Below are 18,431 nucleotides of genomic sequence, written 5' to 3'. Positions count from 1 at the left end.
GGCCGGATCTCTCCAGCGGGAATGGAGAGCAATCAAACGATTACGGTCCCGCCGACGGTGGCGTGGGGTGGATGCCTGCGCGCGCCGCCTTGCATACCCGCGCGGCCGGCCGTCGCAAGGGGACAGGAACGATGACCGCAAGGAATTCCGGCAACAGCAATCGTTCGCGAACGATCTCCCTCAAGGCATTGTCGCTTACGACCTCGACACTCGCGCTCCTTGCGATCGCCGTCTCGCCTCAGTCAGTGCATGCCCAGACCTATACTGGCAACGACACGACCAACGGCCCGTTCAACTCCCCGGGCCTCGCGCAATTCAGAGATTCCAGCAAGCTAGATGCGGCGGCGGCCAATACGGTGACCGATGGGACGCAGATGTTCTACGACACCAGCACGCTGGACGCGTCGGTAGCCAATGCGGTGAACGGCGGGCTGCAATATTTCAAACAAGCCAGCGTTCTCACCGCGCGGGCGGCTAACAGCATCCACGGCGGACAGCAGGACTTCAGCGGCGACAGCATCTTGAACGTGAATGTTTCACGCGCGATCGGCGGCGGAACACAGTATTTCAGGGAACGCAGCAGCCTCAACCTCAATGTCGCAAACGCTATCGGTGGTGGGACCCAGACCTTTTTCGAATACGCTACCCTCAACATCCGGGCCGCCAATGCGCTGGACAACACCAATGCTCTGATTTTCAGCAATCAGGTCGGAGGCGGCATCGGGGGTTTCATGTACCTAAATGGTATCGATACCGTCGTTGGCCGTATCACCAGCGCCGCCAACAACAGCGGCTGGATCGCGAACAATGCGGCTACGGCCGCAACCCTGACGATCGACAGTTCACTGCTCGGCGATTCTTCTTTCTCGGGGGTCATTGCCGATGGGGGTGCTCCGCTTGCGCTGGTCAAACGCGGGTCGGGTGCGCTCACCCTTTCCGGCTCGGATGGCTATTCGGGCGGGACAACGATTGAAGCGGGCACATTGCTGCTCCGTGGTGGCGGCTCGCTGGGCGCGCAGACCGGTTCGCTCACGATCTACAGCGGAGCGGTGCTCGACCTTGGTGGTGCATCCGGAAGGGTTGGCGGGCTCTCCGGGGCAGGTACCATCACCACTACCCAGCCATCGTCCAATGGCCACCTGTTTTCCATTCTCGATCAACCGGCGGACATGACGTTTTCCGGCGTCATCAAGGACGGGATCGACAGCGCCGCCGGTGGCGCGGCGATTCAAGTCGGCCTGCGCAAGGCAGGCGCCGGCACGCAGACCCTGAGCGGCGTCAATACCTATACTGGCGGGACGACCATTGAATCCGGCATGCTGCGAGTCGCTGGCAACGGGACATTGGGCGCGGCCACCGGGTCGCTCAACATCGGCAGCGGCGGCACACTCATTTTTGACACTACGGCCCTGAAGGTCGGCTCGCTCTCCGGCGCAGGCACTATCACCCGGTCGAACTTCAATCCCGGCATGCTCACCGTCGATCAGGCGATCAACACCAATTTCAGCGGCGCCATCAACGACTATTTCGACGAGATCAACGGCGTCACCACCATGACCGGGCTGACCAAGGGCGGCACTGGCACGCTGACCTTGAGCGGCAACAGCGCCTATACCGGCGCCACCAATGTGACGGGCGGCACGCTGCTCGTCGACGGGGCGCTGGGCAACGTAATGTGGGGCCCCATTCAGCTCGGCACGTCGCAGGTTGCGGTGGCGTCAGGCGGCAGCCTGGGCGGAGCCGGCTCGATCAGCGGCGGCGTTTCCGTCGCATCCGGCGGCACCCTCATCGGGCGGGCCGGCCAGACCCTGTCGATGGGGTCGCTGGCGCTGGATGGCGGCTCGGTGGTCGATGTCTCGCTCGGCGCACCGGGCAACACCCGCCTGTTCGAGGTCGCCGGCAATCTGACGCTTGCCGGCACGCTCAACGTGGCCGATGCGGGTGGCTTCGGCAATGGGCTCTACCGCCTGTTCGACTATGATGGGACGCTGACCAACAACGGGGTGACCGTTGGCGCGACGCCAACCGGCTATGCCGCTGGCGACCTTACCGTGCAGACGTCGGCCGCCAATCAGATCAACCTGCTGGTCGGGGCGGTCGCGCCCGGCTCCTACAACTTCTGGAACGGCGCACAGACCACGCCCAACGATATGGTCAATGGCGGCGCGGGCACCTGGACCGCGGCCGGGACGAACTGGACGAACGCGGGCGGCAGCGCGAGCGGCGTCTACGATCCGGCCGCGATGCTGATCTTTCAGAGCACGCCCGGCACGGTGACGGTCAGCGCAGGCGGCGGCGCGCTCGACGTGAACGGCGGCATGCAGTTCTTCGTCGATGGCTACACGGTAGCGGGTGACGCGCTGAATCTCACGGCGGCCGCCACGCCGATCCGCGTCGGCGACGGCAGCGCAGCCGGGGCGAGCATGACCGCGGCCATTTCCTCCGCGCTCACCGGGACCGGCGGTCTCGACAAGACCGATCTCGGCACGCTGACACTAACGGGCGCCAGCAACTTTGGTGGCGAGATCGACATCGACGGCGGCACACTCGCGATCCGCAATGGCGGCAGCGTTGCCAATGGTGCCGGCGTGATCGCGAAGGACGCCGGCACCACAGGCACAATCGTGGTCGATGGCGCGGGCTCGATGTGGAAGAGCAGCTCTGGTGTTCTCGTCGGGGTCGGCGCGAACAGCAGCGGCACGTTGAACATCACCAACGGCGGCAACGTTCTCCAGACCGGCGGCGACGGCATCGTCGGCTATGGGGCCACTGGTACGGCCACGGTCGATGGCGCGGGTTCGACGTGGATCAACAGCGGCACGACGAGCGCCATTCAGGTCGGTTGGGGCGGCGGCAGCGGTACACTGAGCATCATCAATGGCGGCAGCGTTTCCGACACGTTCGGTCAGATCGGCTATTCTGGTGGCGACGGCATGGTCACGGTCGATGGTCCGGGTTCGACATGGACGAATAGCAGCAACCTCAACGTCGGCGCATTCGGCAGCGGTAGGTTGAACATCAACAATGGCGGCAGCGTTTCCAGCGCCACCGCCATTGTGGGAAACGGAACCGGTGCCAATGGCACGGTCACAATCGATAGCGCAGGCTCATGGACCAACAACGGCTCCCTTGTAGTCGGCCAGGGCGGTTCCGGCACGCTGAACTTGAATGGCTTGGCGGGCGCGCGCGGCGTGCTGAAAACGCAAAGCATCACAAAGGGCCAGGGCGCCGGCGCCGTCAATTTCGATGGCGGCATCCTGCGCGCCGCGAGTTTTAACGGCGACCTGCTGGGAAACTTCGCCGCGGGAGACGTGACGATCAAGGCGGGCGGCGCGTTCATCGACAGCAATGGCGGGGCCGGCAGCATCTCCTCGTCGCTGGGCGGCATAGGTGCCCTGACCAAGCAGGGTGCAGGCTCGCTGACCCTGACCGGCGCGAACACCTATGCCGGCGGCACGGTCATTGAATCCGGTACGTTGCAAGTCACCAGCACCGGGACATTGGGCGCCACGACCGGGGCGCTCAGCATAACGAGCGGGGCCATGCTCGATCTTGGAGGCACGTCGCAGACGGTCGGTGCGCTGTCGGGCGCGGGCAACATCACCAGCACTGTCCTGGGCAACCTGAGTCTGCTGACTGTCGATCAGGCCACCAATACCATTTTCTCCGGCATCATCGGCGACGGGTTCGATTCCATTGCGGGCGGTACGGCCCAGGTCGGATTGTCCGTGCTCGGCGGGGGCGTTCTCAGGCTGTCGGGGGTGAATAGTTATACCGGGCCGACCACAATTTTCGGCGGCGGCGAAATCCAGGTCGATGGTTCGATCGCCAGCGCCGTTACAGTCAATAGCGGCGGCGCATTGTCCGGTGCCGGTACGATCTTCAACGCGGTGACGCTGAACCACAACGGCGTTCTGGCCGGAAAGTCGGGTCAGACATTGACCATGAACAGCCTGACTCTGAATGATGGGTCGGTAGTTGTCGCGGTTCTCGGGGCACCGTCCACGACTGAATTGTTTAAGGTCCACGGTGATCTGGTGCTTACCGGAACCTCAACGCTGGGTGTTTTTCCCGACACCGGCTTCGGCGCGGGCCTCTATCGGGTGATCAGCTTTGACGGCAACCTGACTGGCGGCGGCAGTCTAACGGTCGACCCGGCGGCGAACCCCGCGTGGAACCTCGAGGTTCAGACCGCAGCCCACCAGGTCAACTTGCTGGCGGGCACATCGGCCAACCCCGGCGCCTTTGCCTTCTGGAACGGTGCGCAGACAGCGCCCAACAATATGGTCAATGGCGGCACAGGCATGTGGAGCGCTGCTGGAACCAACTGGACGAATGCGGGCGGGAGCGCGAGCGGCGCGTACGATCCGGCCGCCATGCTGATCTTCCAGGGAATGCCCGGCACGGTGACGGTCAGCGCAGGCGGCGGCGCGCTCGATGTGAACGGCGGGATCCAGTTCTTCGTCGATGGCTACAAGGTAGCGGGTGACGCGCTGAACCTCACGGCCGCGGCCACGCCGATCCGCGTCGGCGACGGCACCACTGCCGGGGCGAGCATGACGGCGACTGTCTCCTCCGTGATCACCGGTAGCGGCGGTCTCGACAAGACGGACCTCGGTACGCTCGTTCTTTCCGGGTTCAACACCTACACCGGTGACACGACGATCTCGGCGGGCACGCTGAAGTTCGACGTCGACCTGGGCGGCACGCTTGGCGCACCCACTGGAGCGCTTGCGATCGCCGGCGGCGCCACGTTTGATCTGACCGGTACCAACCAGACGGTCGGCGCGCTGTCCGGTGCTGGCAGCATCACCAGTTCGGTATATGGTGGCCGGCAAAGCCCGCTCACGGTCAATCAGGCGACCAACACCAGTTTCAGCGGTGCGATCACAGACGGATACATGACGGGTGCCGGGGACGGCACCGTATGGCTGATCAAGGAGGGTGCGGGCGCGCTGACCCTGACCGGAAACAGCACATTTGCCTTCACGACCGTCGATGGCGGTACGCTGGCGATCGCAAATGGCGGCACGGTTGCGAACGAAACCAGCTATTTGGGTAACGCGGCGGGCAGCAATGGTACGATTCTCGTCACCGGCAGCGGGTCTATGTGGAGTACGGATTATCTGTACCTCGGTTACGCGGGCGCGGGCACGCTTACCGTCGCGGATGGCGGCAGGGTCAGCATCGACACGGTGGATATGGCGCACGCAAGCTCCGGCAGCGGCACGTTGAATCTGAACGGTACGGTCGGAGCGCGCGGTGTGCTGGAAACGGGCTTCGCGGGGGGGAACCGCGGTGAGGTGACAGTCAATTTCGACGGCGGAATCTTGCGCGCCACCGATGCCGACACTTTACTGAACGGCGGCGCCCCAGGCTCGGTGACGATCAAGGCGGGCGGCGCCTTCATCGACAGCAATGGTTATCAAATGGAGATCGCCTCTCCGCTAGGCGGCGTCGGCGCGTTGACCAAACTGGGCGCTGGGACGCTGACCCTGACCGGCACCAACAGCTATGCCGGCGGCACGATCATCGACACAGGGACGTTGCAGCTTGCCGGGGCGGGGACGCTGGGTGCGCCGACCGGAGCCCTCACCATTGCGGCCGGCGCGGCGCTCGATCTCGGCAGCACATCGCAGACGGTCGGTTCGCTGTCCGGCGCGGGCGATATCACCAGTACGGTGACGACGGGGACACCCAGCCTGCTCACCGTCGATCAGGCCACTGACACCATTTTCAGCGGCGCCATCAAAAATGGCATCCAGATACTCAGCCCCGGTAGCGCCACCCTCCCGCCGATTCTCGCGCCAACCCTTGTCGGGTTGACCAAATCGGGCACGGGTGCGCTCACCTTGAGCGGCAGCAACACCTATACCGGCGATACCAATGTGACCGGCGGTATGCTGCTCGTCGATGGAGCTTTGGGCAATACCAAGGTTGCGGTTGGGTCGGGTGCTGCCCTGGGCGGCGGCGGCACGATCGCCGGCGATGTTTCCGTGGCGGATGGCGGTACCCTTTTGGGGCGGGCGGGCCAGACCCTGTCGATGGGGTCGCTGGCGCTAAGCGGCGGCTCGTTCGTCAATGTTTCGCTCGGCGCACCATCGACGACCGGATTGTTCAACGTCGCGGGCGATTTGGCGTTGAACGGCACGCTGAACGTCGGGTCTGCCGGCGGCTTTGGAGACGGGCTCTACCGGCTGTTCGATTATGGCGGCGCGCTGAGCGGTTCCGGCCTCGCCATCGGCGCGACGCCCGCGGGCTATGCCGTTGGCGACCTGACAGTGCAGACCTCGGTCGCCCATCAGGTAAACTTGGTGGCCTCGTCGGGACCGTACATCTTCTGGGACGGCGCCAATACCACGGCGAATGGAACAGTCGACGGCGGCTCCGGGATATGGAGCGCTGCCGGCACCAACTGGGCCAACACCAATGCCACCGCCAATGGCGCCTATAGTCCCGCGACCATGCTGATCTTCGTCGGCACGCCTGGCACCGTGACTGTGGATGCGGCCGGAGCCGGCGCGCTCGACATCGGCACCGGTGTTCAATTCGCGAACAATGGCTTTGTGGTGCAGGGCGACGGCCTGTCCCTGACCGGGGGAGCCACTGCTATTCGCGTGGGCGACGGCACTGCTGCGGGTGCGGGCATAGCTGCGACCATCGGCTCTGCGCTCGGCGGCTCCGGCCGCCTCGACAAGACGGATCTCGGCACCCTGATCCTCACCGGCGCCAATAGTTACAGCGGCGGCACGACGATCTCGGGCGGCACGCTACAACTCGGCAATGGCGGGACAACGGGCTCGATCCTCGGCAGTGTGACCAATAACGGCACACTGGCTTTCGACCGTTCGGATATCGTGACCTACGATGGCACAATTTCCGGATCCGGCGCGCTCAACCAGATCGGCGCCGGCACGACCATTCTCGCTGCGGCGAACAGCTATGCCGGCAGCACGACGATCTCGAACGGCGCGCTGGAGATCGCCGCAACCGGCAGCGTCACCTCGGACATCATCAACAATGCCGCCTTCCGGAATGCCGGCACGGTGGCAGGGCGCATGACCAATAATGCCGGGGCGACCTTCACCCAGACGGGCGGCAGCGTCGCGAACGGTGTGATCAATGCCGGCACGGTCAACGCCAATGGCGGTGCGCTGAACGGCGCCATCGCCAACAATGCGGGCGGCATCTTCACTGTCGGCGGTGCTGTAACTGGCAACGGCATCTTCAACAATGCCGATGGTGCGACGCTCGCCGTGACCGCGACCGGCAGCTATGCCATTGCCGGGCTCCTGAGCAACAGCGGCAGCGTTACCATCGCCCAGGGCGGCTCGCTGACCGCCCCGGCCGGCATCCGCAACAATGCTGGCGGTGTCATCACCAACAATGGAACGGTGACGGATGCTCTCGATAATGCCGGGACCGTCACCAACAACGGCACCTACAATGCCAGTGTCGCCTCCAATACCGGCACCATCAACAACAGCGCCGGCGCGACCTGGAACGGCAATTTCAACACGGCGGGAATCGTCAACAATGCCGGCACGATCAACGGCAGCCTGACGCAGAGCGGCGGAATGACGGCCAACATCGGCGCGGTCACCGGCATGGTCACGGTGCTGGGTGGCCTCTTCACCGGCACGGGTTCGGTCGGCGGCCTGAACATCGCCGGCGGCGCGACGGTCGCGCCGGGCGGCAGCGGTATCGGCACGATGACTGTGGCCGGCGCCATTACCTTCAATCCAGGCTCGATCTATCAGGTCGCCGCGAACGCCGCCGGACAAGCCTCCCGCATCAACGCGACCGGGCAGGCTATCGTCAACGGCGGGACGGTCAGCGTGGTGGCTGGCGGGGGCAATTACCGGCCGCAGACCGACTATACGATCCTGACGGCGACCGGCGGCGTCAGTGGCACCTTCGCCGCCGTGACCAGCAACCTTGCCTTCCTCGATCCTTCGCTCCGCTACGATGGCGGCAACGTCTATCTGCGGCTGCGTCGCAACGACATCAGCTTTGCCGGGGTCGGCCAGACGGCGAACCAGATCGCGATCGGCGGGCCGACCGAGAAGCTGGGCTGGGACAACCAGGTATTCGACGCGGTCGTGAATCTCTCGGCCGATCAGGCACGCGGGGCCTTCGACCAGCTTTCAGGCGACATCCATCCATCGATCCGCACCACGTTGCTGGAGGATAGCCGCTTCGTGCGCAACGCGGTCCGGGACCGTTTGGAGGGAAGTGCCGGCGACGAAAGAGGTGGTGTCTGGGGGCAGGTGATCGGCTCGTGGGGGCATTCCGGCAATGATGGCAATGCGGCACGGCTTGACCGCTCGACCGGCGGCCTGCTGATGGGCCTCGACGCCGGAAGCGAGAATGTCCGGCTGGGTGCCGTCTGGGGCTATAACCGCACCAGCATCGACGCCGACGTACGGGGATCGGCGGGTACGATAGATAGCTATCACGTCGGCGTCTATGCGGGCGGCCAATGGGGTGCGGCAACAATCCGCACCGGCATCGCCTATAGCTGGAGCGACCTGCACACGACGCGGAACATCGCTTTTCCGGGCTTCAGTGACACGACGCGGGCGAGCTACAATGGCGGCACGGTCCAGGCGTTCGGCGAACTCGGCTATGGCTTCGATCTCGGCCGCACCAAGATCGAACCCTACGCCAATATTGCCTATGTCCGCGCGCGCACGAGCGCGTTCAGCGAAAGAGGCAGCGATGCCAAGCTCTCCGGGGTCAAGGCAGCGACCGCTGTGACCCTCGCGACGCTCGGCTTGCGGGCCGCGACCGGTTTCGACCTGGGCAACGCCCATGCGACGCTACGGGTCGGAGCAGGATGGCGCCATGCGTTCGGCGATGCCACGCCGGTCACGGCAATGCGCTATCAGGCGGGCGGCGGCGCATTCCCCATCTCGGGCCTGCCGATAACCCGTGACGCCGCTGCCATCGATGCGGGTCTCGATGTCGCCATTTCCGATTCTGCGATCATCGGTATCTCTTATGGAGGCCAGTTTGGAGCCCGCCTCTTCGATCAGACCGCGAAGGCGAGCCTGACATTCAGGTTCTGAGATGGCGGCGATTGGACCACTTCCGCTGTACACCGCTCTTTGATTATGCCGTGGCCGGATTAGGAAAGCGACGGTAGAAGCTCGCACGGCTCACGCCGGCCCGCTGACCTGCTCCCCATTTTCAGGCCGCGGATAAGTTAGCTTCGGTGTCCATATGCCCCCGGCGTGGGCGGTTAGTAAACTCGGCGGGTGCCAACCCGCCAAGGCTGCTGTGCGGACGCACGTTGTTGTAGTTCGTCCGCCATGCCTCGGTGATCCGTCTCGCTGTTGCCAGCGATTCGCCGCCGGTACAGCCACAGCTTCTTTCCGCCGGCGCGAACTTCAATCGAGAGCCCCGGTGTGGCCGGGTCAACTTGATTTCCTGCTTTCAGCGCATCGATGCTGGCAGGTGTCAGGGGCCTTCCTTCTTTCCATTTTCCGACTCCAGGCCGGTCTGCAGGTCAAAAATCAGGTCACAAATCGGGAGCCAAGAGGTGTCCAGCCGGGTCTAACCCGGTCGAATCCAGGTAAACCTTTTGGGCGACTTTAAATTTGTGGGATCAATGACTTAAGGGCCGAATCACTAGGACTCGGATGTGGTGCCGGTTGCAGGAATCGAACCCGCGACCTTCGGTTTACAAAACCGCTGCTCTACCAGCTGAGCTAAACCGGCGATCTTCAGAAAACCGCGGGATTCTGCGGCGCTGGTTCCTATCTGATCTTGGCCCTGAAGGGTCAAGAGGAAATTGGGGTGCGAAACAGGTCGCAACGCGAGCCGGTTGACCAGGCTCGCGCCACCCGGTCGCTGATCGGGTGGCGCTTGCAATGTTCGGGAAATCAGGCGGGCTTGCTGGCCGCCTTGCGACCTGCCGGCTTCTGGCCGGGCTTGCGGCCAAGGCCGATCTTCTTCGCCATTTCGCGCCGCGCAATCGAGTAGTTCTCGGCGACCATTGGATAATCGGTCTTGAGATTATAGCGCTGGCGATAGTCTTCCGGCGACAGGCCATGCGTCGACAGATGCCGGCGCAGCGTCTTGTAGGGCTTGCCGTCGATCAGCGAGATGAGGTGATCCTTCGATGCGAGCGACTTGCGCACCGTCACGGCAGGCGTGAAGTCTTCGCCGGACGCCGCATCTTCGCCGGCGGCCGATCCGGTGCCCGACGAGCCGGTTGCCAATTCATTGACGGTTGCATGCATCGTCCGCAGAAATGCCGGAACCTCGTCGGCGGACACGCGGTTATTCTGGTTGGACAGCCAAGCGATGGTCAGTTCGGTTGCCAGTTCGACGGCATTCAGGGAAGTTTCTTCGGTCACGATATTCTCCACTCGCAGTAATGCTCTGCGCGCCGAGCATATCGTCAAGATCGGTCAATTGCTACAATAATAGAACTATTGGAACTTCCAGATCATCTGCCGAGCGGATGGAAAAGACTCTCGGAATGCGGCTAGGCCCGGATCCGTTGGATGAATGCCTCGACGATGCGGTTGAATCGGTGGGGGTCATCAAAAGCGCGTGCGGCCAGCATCGCGCCGTACACTGCCGCCATGAACGTCTCCGCCTCGATCGTCGGTGATGCGGCAAGTTTCATCGTGCCCTGCTTCACGCCGAGCGCGAAGACCAGTTCGAGCCATCTGGCAAGATCGACGAAGTGCCCGCGGACAGAATTCGCGACTTCTTGCGGCAGGCTCGGCAACTCGGCGGCGAGGATCGCGGCAAGGCAGAATGGCGCAGTCTGGTCCTTGATGCAGCGCTCCCAATAGCCGGTGTACATCAGCAGTTGGTCCATTGCCTCGGGCGAGCCCTGATCGAGAGCGGCGATCTGCGCCCGGATGGCCATGCGTGCCTGCTCCACGACGGCGACGACCAGATCGACCTTGGATGGGAAATGGTGGTGTATGCTTGCGTTGCGGATGCCAAAGCGCTTCGCCAAGTCTGCGTAGCTGAACCCATTATACCCGCCGCGCATAATCAGCTGGGCGGCGCCGTCCACCAATTTTCCCGCCGTATCGCTCAAGATCGCGCTCATGTTCCCTACCTTCTGATAGGTCGATATATTTCGCGGCCAACTGATTGCAAGCCGCGAAAACCTGGCCTCGACCGTTGCATAACGTCGCCGTCACATCCGCCCGTCCGCCCGGGTATCGACCGGGATGGACGATGAAGGGGGTTGATTACCGCTAGTCTACCTTCTAGTAGGTAGACAATCAAACGGAGCAGTCATCATGTCAATCCAAGCCATCGACCAGCACCCCATCGAATCTTCCTCCAGCTGGCTCAAAAGCTATTATTTCATCCGCTTCGCGGTTTCGGCCATCTGGGTCGCGGCTGCCTTTACGATAGCGAAGAGCATGCCGGCGCTCGCAGCCGTCATGCTGGTCGCCTATCCGGCATGGGACGCGCTCGCCAACGTCATCGACGCCAGGCAGAGCGGCGGGCTGGGTCGCAACAAGAGCCAGATGCTGAATTTCATCGTCAGCGCGATCACTGCGGCGGCCGTCTTCGTCGCGCTCGGCAGGAGCATGAATGCAGTGCTCGCCGTGTTCGGCGCATGGGCTGCACTCGCTGGCCTGTTCCAGCTGGTGACGGGCGTCCGCCGCTGGAGGGCCGGGGCACAATGGGCGATGATCCTCAGCGGCGTTCAGTCTGCGCTCGCCGGCATCTTCTTCGTCATCATGGCTGGCGGGACCAAGGCCGTCGGCATTACGGATATCGCCCCGTACGCGGCGTTTGGTGCGTTCTACTTTCTGATATCCGCGATCTGGCTGACGGTGAGCGATGCTCGTCACGGCTCGAATCGCGTCGCCGCCTGAACGTCACTGAAAAGAGCGGCCTGAATGCCGGAATTCGGAGTGGTGCCGGGCGCTGGACACAAACCGGCGGTATCAATTTCACAAGGCGGCTGCCCCCGCGCCGGAGGGCAGAGGCCGTCGAGTCAGGGCACGCCGAAGGTCCAGCCCTCCGTGCGGGCAATTTCGGGAGTCATGGCAACGGGCTGCCACAACTCGCGTCGATGCGCATTGGCACGGAGCCAGGCGGCGGTGAGGATCGCATCGGTCGCGTGGTCGGTATAGCGGGCAAGCGGGACGTGCGGCCGTGAACCGATTGCCGCTAGAGCGGTATCGAGCGCGGCCGCATCACGAAGCTTGCTCAGGCCTTTGCGAAGTCCCGAGGCGCGGGCGGCGATCGCGGTGTAGATCTCGACGATGCACGCGCCGTTTTCCGGAATAGGATCGAGCGGCCAGACGGGAATTGCTCCACCCAGGTGATACAACACGCGCATGCCGGCAAAACTTGCCTTGGCGACCTGCGCCGCGCCGATCGCGTCATAGACGGTGGTCGGCTTGCCGCCGCCATTGGCCTTGTGATGCGCCTCGACACGGCGGAGATGCATGAAGTCCGCCTTGGCACCATCGGCCGCGCCGAGATAGAAATGCGTGCCGCGCCGGTCTTCGAGGAACGATGCGGCGCCAAGATCGGCATCGGGGCTATGTGCATCGACATAGGCCCAGAAATCGCGCGGATTGGTGGTGACGGATTCGCCGGGAAGATAGGCGCCGCGTTCGAGAAAGGGCGGTGAGAAGCTGAAGTCGAATCCGACCAGCAGTGGCGTATTTGCACGGGCGCGGAGCCAGTCGAGAATTTCGGTTCGCGACCAGGCTTTGCCGGGGGGATCGACGATCACCGGCGCGGCATCACCGGCTTCGCACAGCGCCAGCGCAATGCCGGGATGGCTGCTGCCCTTGGCGCCCGACCAGTCGATCGCTGCGAATTGGGAGAAATGATCAGGGACGGTCGCCACCGCGCTCCGCTCGCTGCGCGCCGGTGGCACGATCCCACCAGGCGCGTTCGATCAATGTCTTCAACCGCTCCGGGTCGGCAGCGTCGGTCCGCACCAGCACTGTCGGCCAGCCTTCATATTGCGGCGTCTGCCAGAAGCAGTCCGGGTCGGTTTCTTTCAGCACCTCGATCTCCTCACGCGTGGCACGCAGGACGAATGTGCCGGGTGCCCGGCCTTGCGAGATAAGCTGTTGTCTACGGATTTGCGGTGAGGTCGATCCTTTCGCGCCGACGCCGATCGCGACGCCGGGAAGCGACAGCGCAAAGGCGACCGCCTCGTCCCAGCCGAAGCTCATTGTTTCGCCTTGCGCGGCTTCACTTCGGGCTTTGCGGCGGCCCAGTCGTGCGCGCGTTCGATCATCGCATGGACCCGTTCGGGATCGCTGCTGCCATAACGGACCAGCAGGCCCGGCCAGCCATGATAGTGCGGCGTCTGCCAGAAACTGTCGGGGTCCGTCTCGATCAGCATTTCCTTGGTGTCCTGATCGATCGCCAGCACGAACGATCCCGCCTCGCGGCCGGTATGAATGAAGGCACGACCATTGGAGACGATCTTGACCGCCGGACTGCCATAGCTGGTCGAAATACCGGTATCGGGCAAGGCGAGCGCGAAGGCAGTGACGCTGTCCCAGTCGAGGCTCATCGTCCGCCGTCCCTGGCCCCACCGTCCTTCATCTCCTGCCACCAGGCCATGCGCTCTGCGATGCGCTTTTCCATGCCGCGGTCAGTCGGTTCGTAAAAGGTCTGCGGGCTCATTTCCTCGGGCCAGTAGTTCGACCCGGAAAAGCCGCCTTCAGCATCATGGTCATAGGCATAGCCCTTGCCGTAACCGATATCCTTCATCAGCCGGGTCGGTGCATTGAGGATATTCTGCGGCGGCATCAGCGAGCCGGTTTCCTTCGCGCTGCGCCATGCCGCTTTTTGCGCCACATAGACGGCGTTCGATTTGGGCGCGGTCGCGCAATAGAGGCACGCCTGGGCGATGGCGACTTCGCCTTCGGGACTGCCGAGGAAATCATAGGCGTCCTTGGCGGCAAGGCACACCACCAGCGCATTCGAATCGGCGAGGCCGATATCTTCGCTGGCAAAGCGCGTGATGCGGCGCAGGAGATAGAGCGGTTCCTCGCCGGCGGTCAGCATGCGCGCGAGATAATAGAGCGAGGCCTGGGGATCGCTGCCGCGCATCGATTTATGCAGCGCGGAAATGAGATTGTAATGGCCCTCGCGGTCCTTGTCATAGACTGCGACGCGGCGTTGCAGAAATGCCGATAGACCGGCCGGGTCGAGCGGCTCGGGCAGGTCGACCGAGAACAGCGTCTCGGCCTGGTTGAGCAGGAAGCGGCCATCGCCATCGGCCTGCGCGATCATGGCCTCGCGCGCCTCGAGCGTGAGGGGCAGGGGGCGTTCCTCGACCTCTTCAGCGCGGTCGAGCAGTTTGCCCAATGCGGCTGCATCGAGCCGGTGGAGGATCAGCACCTGCGCACGGCTGAGCACGGCTGCGTTGAGTTCGAACGACGGGTTTTCGGTGGTCGCGCCGACCAGCGTGACGGTGCCGTCCTCGACATAGGGGAGGAAACCGTCCTGCTGTGCACGGTTGAAGCGGTGGATCTCATCCACGAACAACAAGGTGCGCTTGCCGATCTTCGCGTGCTCGCGTGCCTCAGCAAAGGCTTTCTTGAGATCGGCCACGCCGGAAAAGACTGCGGAGATGGCGACGAAGCGCAGATCGACGGCATCGGCAAGCAGTCGTGCGATGGTGGTCTTGCCGGTGCCCGGTGGGCCCCACAGGATCATCGACGACAGGCGGCCGGCCGCGACCATCCGGCCGATCGCACCCTCGGGGCCAGTGATATGTTCCTGCCCCACGACATCGCCGAGCGTGCGCGGACGCAGCCGGTCGGCCAGGGGCGCATTCTCCGCGATGGTCTCGCGGGCAGGGGGATCGAACGTCGCGAACAGGTCGGCCATCTGTTGAAGATAGGGGCGTGCGCGCGCGCTCACCACCCCGTTTACACAGGATGTTCCCCGGCGAAGGAGTATCGGGTTGGATCGTTCCGCGGACGATCCTTGAACATGCGGGGCATGTTCAACCCGATGCTGGTCCAGTCGCAATGGAGAAGGGAACTGGCGTGGCGCTCCGTTCCGCAAATCCTTCCGACTGGGCCCCGGCCTTCGCCGGGGAAGCGATGGAGGGAGAGGGGGCCCTCAAAGCGATGAAATTTTTTCACCCTCCCTATTGTCTAAACTGTTTCAAGATATATCTTAGTGCCATCGTGACATATGAAAGGTATATGATGTTCAATACACAGAGAGGCGGCTGCCATGGCCGCATGGGCGGTCATCACATGGGTCCGCGCGGTGGTTCGCGTCGCTGGGGTCCGTTCGAGGTCCGCTGGGAAGTCAGCGATGAGGGCCGCGGCGGTCGTGGCCGGGGTCGTGGACGGATGTTCGATGGCGGCGAGCTCAGGCTTGTGCTGCTCAAGCTGATCGCGGATCAGCCGCGTCACGGCTATGACCTGATCCGCGAGATCGAGGAACTGACCGGCGGTGCCTATGCGCCGAGCCCGGGCGTGGTCTATCCGACCATCACCTTGCTGTCCGATATGGGGCTGATCGAGGAACAGGTCGCCGAGGGCGCCAAGAAACTGTTTGCGGTCACCGAAGCCGGGGCGGCGCACCTCGCGGAAAACCAGGAACAGGTCGATGCCCTGTTCGCGCGGCTCGCCGAAGTCGGTGCGCAGCGTGAGCGGACCGATGTCGCGCCGGTACGTCGCGCGATGCACAATCTTCGCTCGGTGCTCCAGCATCGGTTGATGCGCGAAGATATCGAAGGCGATGCGCAGCATGAGATCGCAGCATTGCTCGACGAGGTCGCGCAGAAGATCGAGCGGCTGAAATGAGCGCGGTGGCGGCTGTCGCTTCGGTTCCGACCGCGAACGGGAGCCGCTACCTCCAGCAATTATGCAAGCATTGGCAGCATAATCTGGAGGTGGCGTTCACCCCCGAACACGGCACCGTGGTGTTCCCGAAGAACGCGCGCGGCGCCGACTGGCCCGGTGACGGGCTGGTGACGTTCGATGCCGGTGCCGAGGCGCTTGAGGTGCGGATCGATGCGAGCTCCGTCGGGCAGCTCGACGGGTTGAAGGATGCGGTTGCGCGTCACCTCGACCGCTTCGCGTTTCGCGAAGCACCATTGGCGTTCGACTGGAAATAAGCCGCGCGCGACGGGCGCGGCTTCAAAGTCCGCGGCGTGCCATCACGTCGAGATAGGTGTCGATCACCGTCTGGTTGATCGCGTCCCACTCATAGGCCGCCGCCCTGGCATGGCCCGCCGCGCCCGCAGCGTGGCGGGCCTCGTCATTCTGGACCAGCCGCGCGATCGCGTCGGCATAAGCGCCGACATCGCGTGGCGGCACGAGATAGCCGTTCACGCCCTCCTCGATCAGGTCGATCGCGCCCGTGGCGCGCGCCGCGACTACCGGTACGCCGGCCGCCATCGCCTCCAGCGTGACATTGCCGAACGTCTCGGTCACGGATGGATTGAACAGCACATCCATCGACGCGACGGCACGGCCGAGATCGTCGCCGCGCTGGAATCCGGCAAAGGCCGCATCGGGCACGCGTTCCGCGAACCAGTTGCGCGCCGGGCCGTCGCCGATCACCAGCACACGGTGCTTCACGCCGCGTCGCTGCAGCGTCGTCACCACATCGGCGAAGATATCCAGTCCTTTTTCCAGCACGAGACGGCCAAGAAAGCCGATCGCGACCTCATCATCGGCAATGCCGAGCGAGCGGCGCCAGGCGAGGTCGCGCGCGCCGGGGCGGAAACGGTGATGATCCACACCGCGCGACCAGATCGACACCGGCGTCGTCACGCCCCAGCTGCGGATCAGCGTCGCCACCGAGTCTCCGGGCGTCACCACCTGATCGAACCGGTTATAGAAGCGGGTCAGCAACCGGATCATGATCGGTTCGAGAAAACCCAGGCCATAATAGCGCGGATACGTCTCGAACCGGGTATGGAGCGAGGCGACCGCCGCGATGCCATGCTTGCGCGCATAGCTGACCGCGCGGTGGCCCAGCATTTCGGGCGCCGAGACATGGATCACATTGGGCGCGAATGCGGCCAGGTCGCGCCGGATGCCGGCGGGCAGGCCGCGCGCGATCTTGTATTCGTCGCGACCGGGAAGTTTCAGCGACGGCACGCTGACCAGGTCGCCGGTCGGCGCGAAGGCCGGACGGCGGCTGGTCGGCGAATAGACGCGCACCGTCACGCCCTGTTTCAGCAAATGCCCGACAAGCAGGTTCAGCGCCTGGTTTGCCCCGTCGCGCGTATAATTATAATTGCCGCTGAAGAGGGCTACGCGGAGGTCGGTTGCCTGCATGGTGGCGGGGCATAGCGAAGCCGGAGGCGCGTGACTATCTCCACCGCGAAGGAGACCTCCATGACCGATCTTGCCGATTTTCCGATCACGACCCGCTGGCCGGCGCAACATCCCGACCGTATTCAGCTTTACGGCCTGCCGACCCCCAATGGCGTCAAGGTATCGATCATGCTGGAGGAGACCGGCCTGCCTTATGAGCCGCACCTCGTCGATATCGGCAAGAATGAGAGCTGGACCCCGGAATTCCTCTCGCTCAACCCCAATGGCAAGATCCCGGCCATCATCGACCCCAATGGCCCGGGCGGCGCGCCGATCGGCCTGTTCGAATCCGGCGCGATCCTGATCTACCTTGCGGAAAAGACCGGCAAGTTCCTCTCCGCCGATCCGGCCACACGCTATGAAACGATCGCCTGGCTGATGTGGCAGATGGGCGGCCTTGGGCCGATGTTCGGCCAGCTTGGCTTCTTCCACAAATTCGCCGGGCGCGAATATGAAGATAAACGGCCGCGCGATCGCTATGCGGCTGAATCGAAGCGGCTGCTCGGCGTGCTGGAGCAGCGGCTCGAAGGGCGCAGCTGGATCATGGGTGACGAGTACAGCATCGCCGATATCGCGACTTTGGGATGGGTCCGGAACCTGATCGGCTTCTACGAAGCCGGCGAGATCGTCGAGTTCGACACGCTGAAGAATGTGCCGGCCTGGCTGGAACGCGGTCTGGCGCGGCTTGCGGTGCAGAAGGGGTTGGCGATTCCGGCCAGAGCATAAGGTCTATTTATAGTGCGGCACCCTCTTTCTCCCCTCCCTGGAAGGGAGGGGTTGGGGTGGGTACCGCCGAGGCACTCGGCGGTTCTCGACAGAACAAGTTCGGCGCTTCCTTCCGGATTCATCATCACGTCGCTGTTCCACAGGCGAATGACGGTCCAGCCCAGATTTTCAAGATAAGTGGTTCGCTCAGAATCGTAGTCAGCCTGGTCATGATGCTGGCTCCCATCGAGTTCCACTGCGAGCTTTGCCGTCCGGTTGGCCAGATCGATGATGTACCGGTTGTCGACCGAAAGCTGCCGCGTGAACGCAGGCCGATAGCGCGATAACAGTTTCCACAGCACGCGCTCAGCATCACTCGGCTCTCGCCGCATTGCTCTGGCTCGGTCGGTCATT

At 63.7% G+C, this 18,431-nt stretch carries 13 protein-coding genes, 1 tRNA gene and 1 pseudogene; 5 read left to right on the top strand and 10 right to left on the bottom strand.

What is annotated here, in order from left to right; translation table 11 throughout:
• The first annotated feature begins 131 nt into the window (after window positions 1-131).
• Window positions 132-9,071, top strand: coding sequence for an autotransporter-associated beta strand repeat-containing protein (locus H3Z74_RS10055; RefSeq protein WP_187763722.1), 8,940 nt, complete (start codon window positions 132-134; stop codon window positions 9,069-9,071).
• Between the two features lie 181 nt (window positions 9,072-9,252).
• Here the strand turns inward: H3Z74_RS10055 and H3Z74_RS24875 are convergent.
• The 4 genes and pseudogenes from H3Z74_RS24875 to H3Z74_RS10035 all read right to left on the bottom strand — a co-directional run.
• Window positions 9,253-9,351: pseudogene (locus H3Z74_RS24875) on the bottom strand (integrase core domain-containing protein); the annotation flags it as partial.
• 296 nt (window positions 9,352-9,647) lie between these two features.
• A tRNA-Thr gene (locus H3Z74_RS10045) sits at window positions 9,648-9,723 on the bottom strand.
• Between the two features lie 164 nt (window positions 9,724-9,887).
• Complete coding sequence (locus tag H3Z74_RS10040; RefSeq protein ID WP_187764258.1) at window positions 9,888-10,367, bottom strand: Ros/MucR family transcriptional regulator; 480 nt, start codon at window positions 10,365-10,367, stop codon at window positions 9,888-9,890.
• 128 nt (window positions 10,368-10,495) lie between these two features.
• Window positions 10,496-11,077, bottom strand: a complete 582-nt coding sequence (locus H3Z74_RS10035) for a TetR/AcrR family transcriptional regulator (RefSeq protein ID WP_187763720.1) — start codon at window positions 11,075-11,077, stop codon at window positions 10,496-10,498.
• 196 nt (window positions 11,078-11,273) lie between these two features.
• Between H3Z74_RS10035 and H3Z74_RS10030 the strand changes: the two genes are divergently transcribed.
• The gene (locus H3Z74_RS10030) at window positions 11,274-11,861 is read left to right on the top strand and encodes a DUF308 domain-containing protein (RefSeq protein ID WP_187763719.1); all 588 of its coding nucleotides are present in this window, start codon (window positions 11,274-11,276) and stop codon (window positions 11,859-11,861) included.
• Between the two features lie 122 nt (window positions 11,862-11,983).
• Here the strand turns inward: H3Z74_RS10030 and H3Z74_RS10025 are convergent, their stop codons facing one another.
• Genes H3Z74_RS10025 through H3Z74_RS10010 form a run of 4 tightly spaced genes read right to left on the bottom strand, consistent with a single transcriptional unit; the run spans window position 11,984 to window position 14,856 of the window.
• Entirely contained in the window at window positions 11,984-12,850 is an 867-nt protein-coding gene (locus H3Z74_RS10025; RefSeq protein WP_187763718.1) for a hypothetical protein, read from the bottom strand.
• Window positions 12,834-13,184, bottom strand: coding sequence for a hypothetical protein (locus H3Z74_RS10020; RefSeq protein ID WP_187763717.1), 351 nt, complete (start codon window positions 13,182-13,184; stop codon window positions 12,834-12,836). The genes H3Z74_RS10025 and H3Z74_RS10020 overlap by 17 nt, the downstream gene beginning before the upstream one ends.
• Window positions 13,181-13,531, bottom strand: coding sequence for an MmcQ/YjbR family DNA-binding protein (locus H3Z74_RS10015; protein ID WP_187763716.1), 351 nt, complete (start codon window positions 13,529-13,531; stop codon window positions 13,181-13,183). Before H3Z74_RS10015 ends, H3Z74_RS10020 begins: the two co-directional genes overlap by 4 nt.
• On the bottom strand, window positions 13,528-14,856 hold the full coding sequence (locus H3Z74_RS10010) for a replication-associated recombination protein A (protein ID WP_187763715.1): 1,329 nt from the start codon (window positions 14,854-14,856) through the stop codon (window positions 13,528-13,530). Before H3Z74_RS10010 ends, H3Z74_RS10015 begins: the two co-directional genes overlap by 4 nt.
• A 326-nt stretch (window positions 14,857-15,182) precedes the next feature.
• On the opposite strand from H3Z74_RS10010, the gene H3Z74_RS10005 reads away from it, so the two are divergent.
• Entirely contained in the window at window positions 15,183-15,788 is a 606-nt protein-coding gene (locus H3Z74_RS10005) for a PadR family transcriptional regulator (RefSeq protein ID WP_229727008.1), read from the top strand.
• Window positions 15,785-16,102 carry a DUF2218 domain-containing protein gene (locus tag H3Z74_RS10000; protein ID WP_187763714.1) on the top strand — a complete coding sequence of 106 codons (318 nt, stop codon included), beginning with the start codon at window positions 15,785-15,787 and terminating at the stop codon, window positions 16,100-16,102. The genes H3Z74_RS10005 and H3Z74_RS10000 overlap by 4 nt, the downstream gene beginning before the upstream one ends.
• Before the next feature lie 22 nt (window positions 16,103-16,124).
• Here the strand turns inward: H3Z74_RS10000 and H3Z74_RS09995 are convergent, their stop codons facing one another.
• On the bottom strand, window positions 16,125-17,273 hold the full coding sequence (locus H3Z74_RS09995) for a glycosyltransferase family 4 protein (RefSeq protein WP_187763713.1): 1,149 nt from the start codon (window positions 17,271-17,273) through the stop codon (window positions 16,125-16,127).
• Window positions 17,274-17,333: 60 nt separating this feature from the next.
• Between H3Z74_RS09995 and H3Z74_RS09990 the strand changes: the two genes are divergently transcribed.
• Entirely contained in the window at window positions 17,334-18,038 is a 705-nt protein-coding gene (locus H3Z74_RS09990; protein WP_187763712.1) for a glutathione S-transferase N-terminal domain-containing protein, read from the top strand.
• On the opposite strand, the gene H3Z74_RS09985 is transcribed toward H3Z74_RS09990, so the two are convergent.
• Complete coding sequence (locus H3Z74_RS09985; protein ID WP_326838813.1) at window positions 17,921-18,409, bottom strand: endonuclease domain-containing protein; 489 nt, start codon at window positions 18,407-18,409, stop codon at window positions 17,921-17,923. The genes H3Z74_RS09990 and H3Z74_RS09985 overlap by 118 nt on opposite strands.
• Window positions 18,410-18,431 lie beyond the last annotated feature (22 nt).

Origin of the sequence: Sphingomonas alpina, from assembly GCF_014490665.1 — a bacterium.
Classification (GTDB): domain Bacteria; phylum Pseudomonadota; class Alphaproteobacteria; order Sphingomonadales; family Sphingomonadaceae; genus Sphingomonas; species Sphingomonas alpina.
Note: the sequence above shows the minus strand (reverse complement) of the source record. Positions and strands in the feature narration are given on the sequence as shown.

What these genes read in the sequence shown, in the direction of transcription:
- H3Z74_RS10055 (WP_187763722.1), top strand. Translation starts at nt 132, where the DNA reads ATGACCGCAAGGAATTCCGGCAACAGCAATCGTTCGCGAACGATCTCC.
- H3Z74_RS10035 (WP_187763720.1), bottom strand. Translation starts at nt 11,077, where the DNA reads ATGAGCGCGATCTTGAGCGATACGGCGGGAAAATTGGTGGACGGCGCC.
- H3Z74_RS10030 (WP_187763719.1), top strand. Translation starts at nt 11,274, where the DNA reads ATGTCAATCCAAGCCATCGACCAGCACCCCATCGAATCTTCCTCCAGC.
- H3Z74_RS10020 (WP_187763717.1), bottom strand. Translation starts at nt 13,184, where the DNA reads ATGAGCTTCGGCTGGGACGAGGCGGTCGCCTTTGCGCTGTCGCTTCCC.
- H3Z74_RS10015 (WP_187763716.1), bottom strand. Translation starts at nt 13,531, where the DNA reads ATGAGCCTCGACTGGGACAGCGTCACTGCCTTCGCGCTCGCCTTGCCC.
- H3Z74_RS10010 (WP_187763715.1), bottom strand. Translation starts at nt 14,856, where the DNA reads ATGGCCGACCTGTTCGCGACGTTCGATCCCCCTGCCCGCGAGACCATC.
- H3Z74_RS10005 (WP_229727008.1), top strand. Translation starts at nt 15,183, where the DNA reads ATGTTCAATACACAGAGAGGCGGCTGCCATGGCCGCATGGGCGGTCAT.
- H3Z74_RS10000 (WP_187763714.1), top strand. Translation starts at nt 15,785, where the DNA reads ATGAGCGCGGTGGCGGCTGTCGCTTCGGTTCCGACCGCGAACGGGAGC.
- H3Z74_RS09995 (WP_187763713.1), bottom strand. Translation starts at nt 17,273, where the DNA reads ATGCAGGCAACCGACCTCCGCGTAGCCCTCTTCAGCGGCAATTATAAT.
- H3Z74_RS09990 (WP_187763712.1), top strand. Translation starts at nt 17,334, where the DNA reads ATGACCGATCTTGCCGATTTTCCGATCACGACCCGCTGGCCGGCGCAA.
- H3Z74_RS09985 (WP_326838813.1), bottom strand. Translation starts at nt 18,409, where the DNA reads ATGCGGCGAGAGCCGAGTGATGCTGAGCGCGTGCTGTGGAAACTGTTA.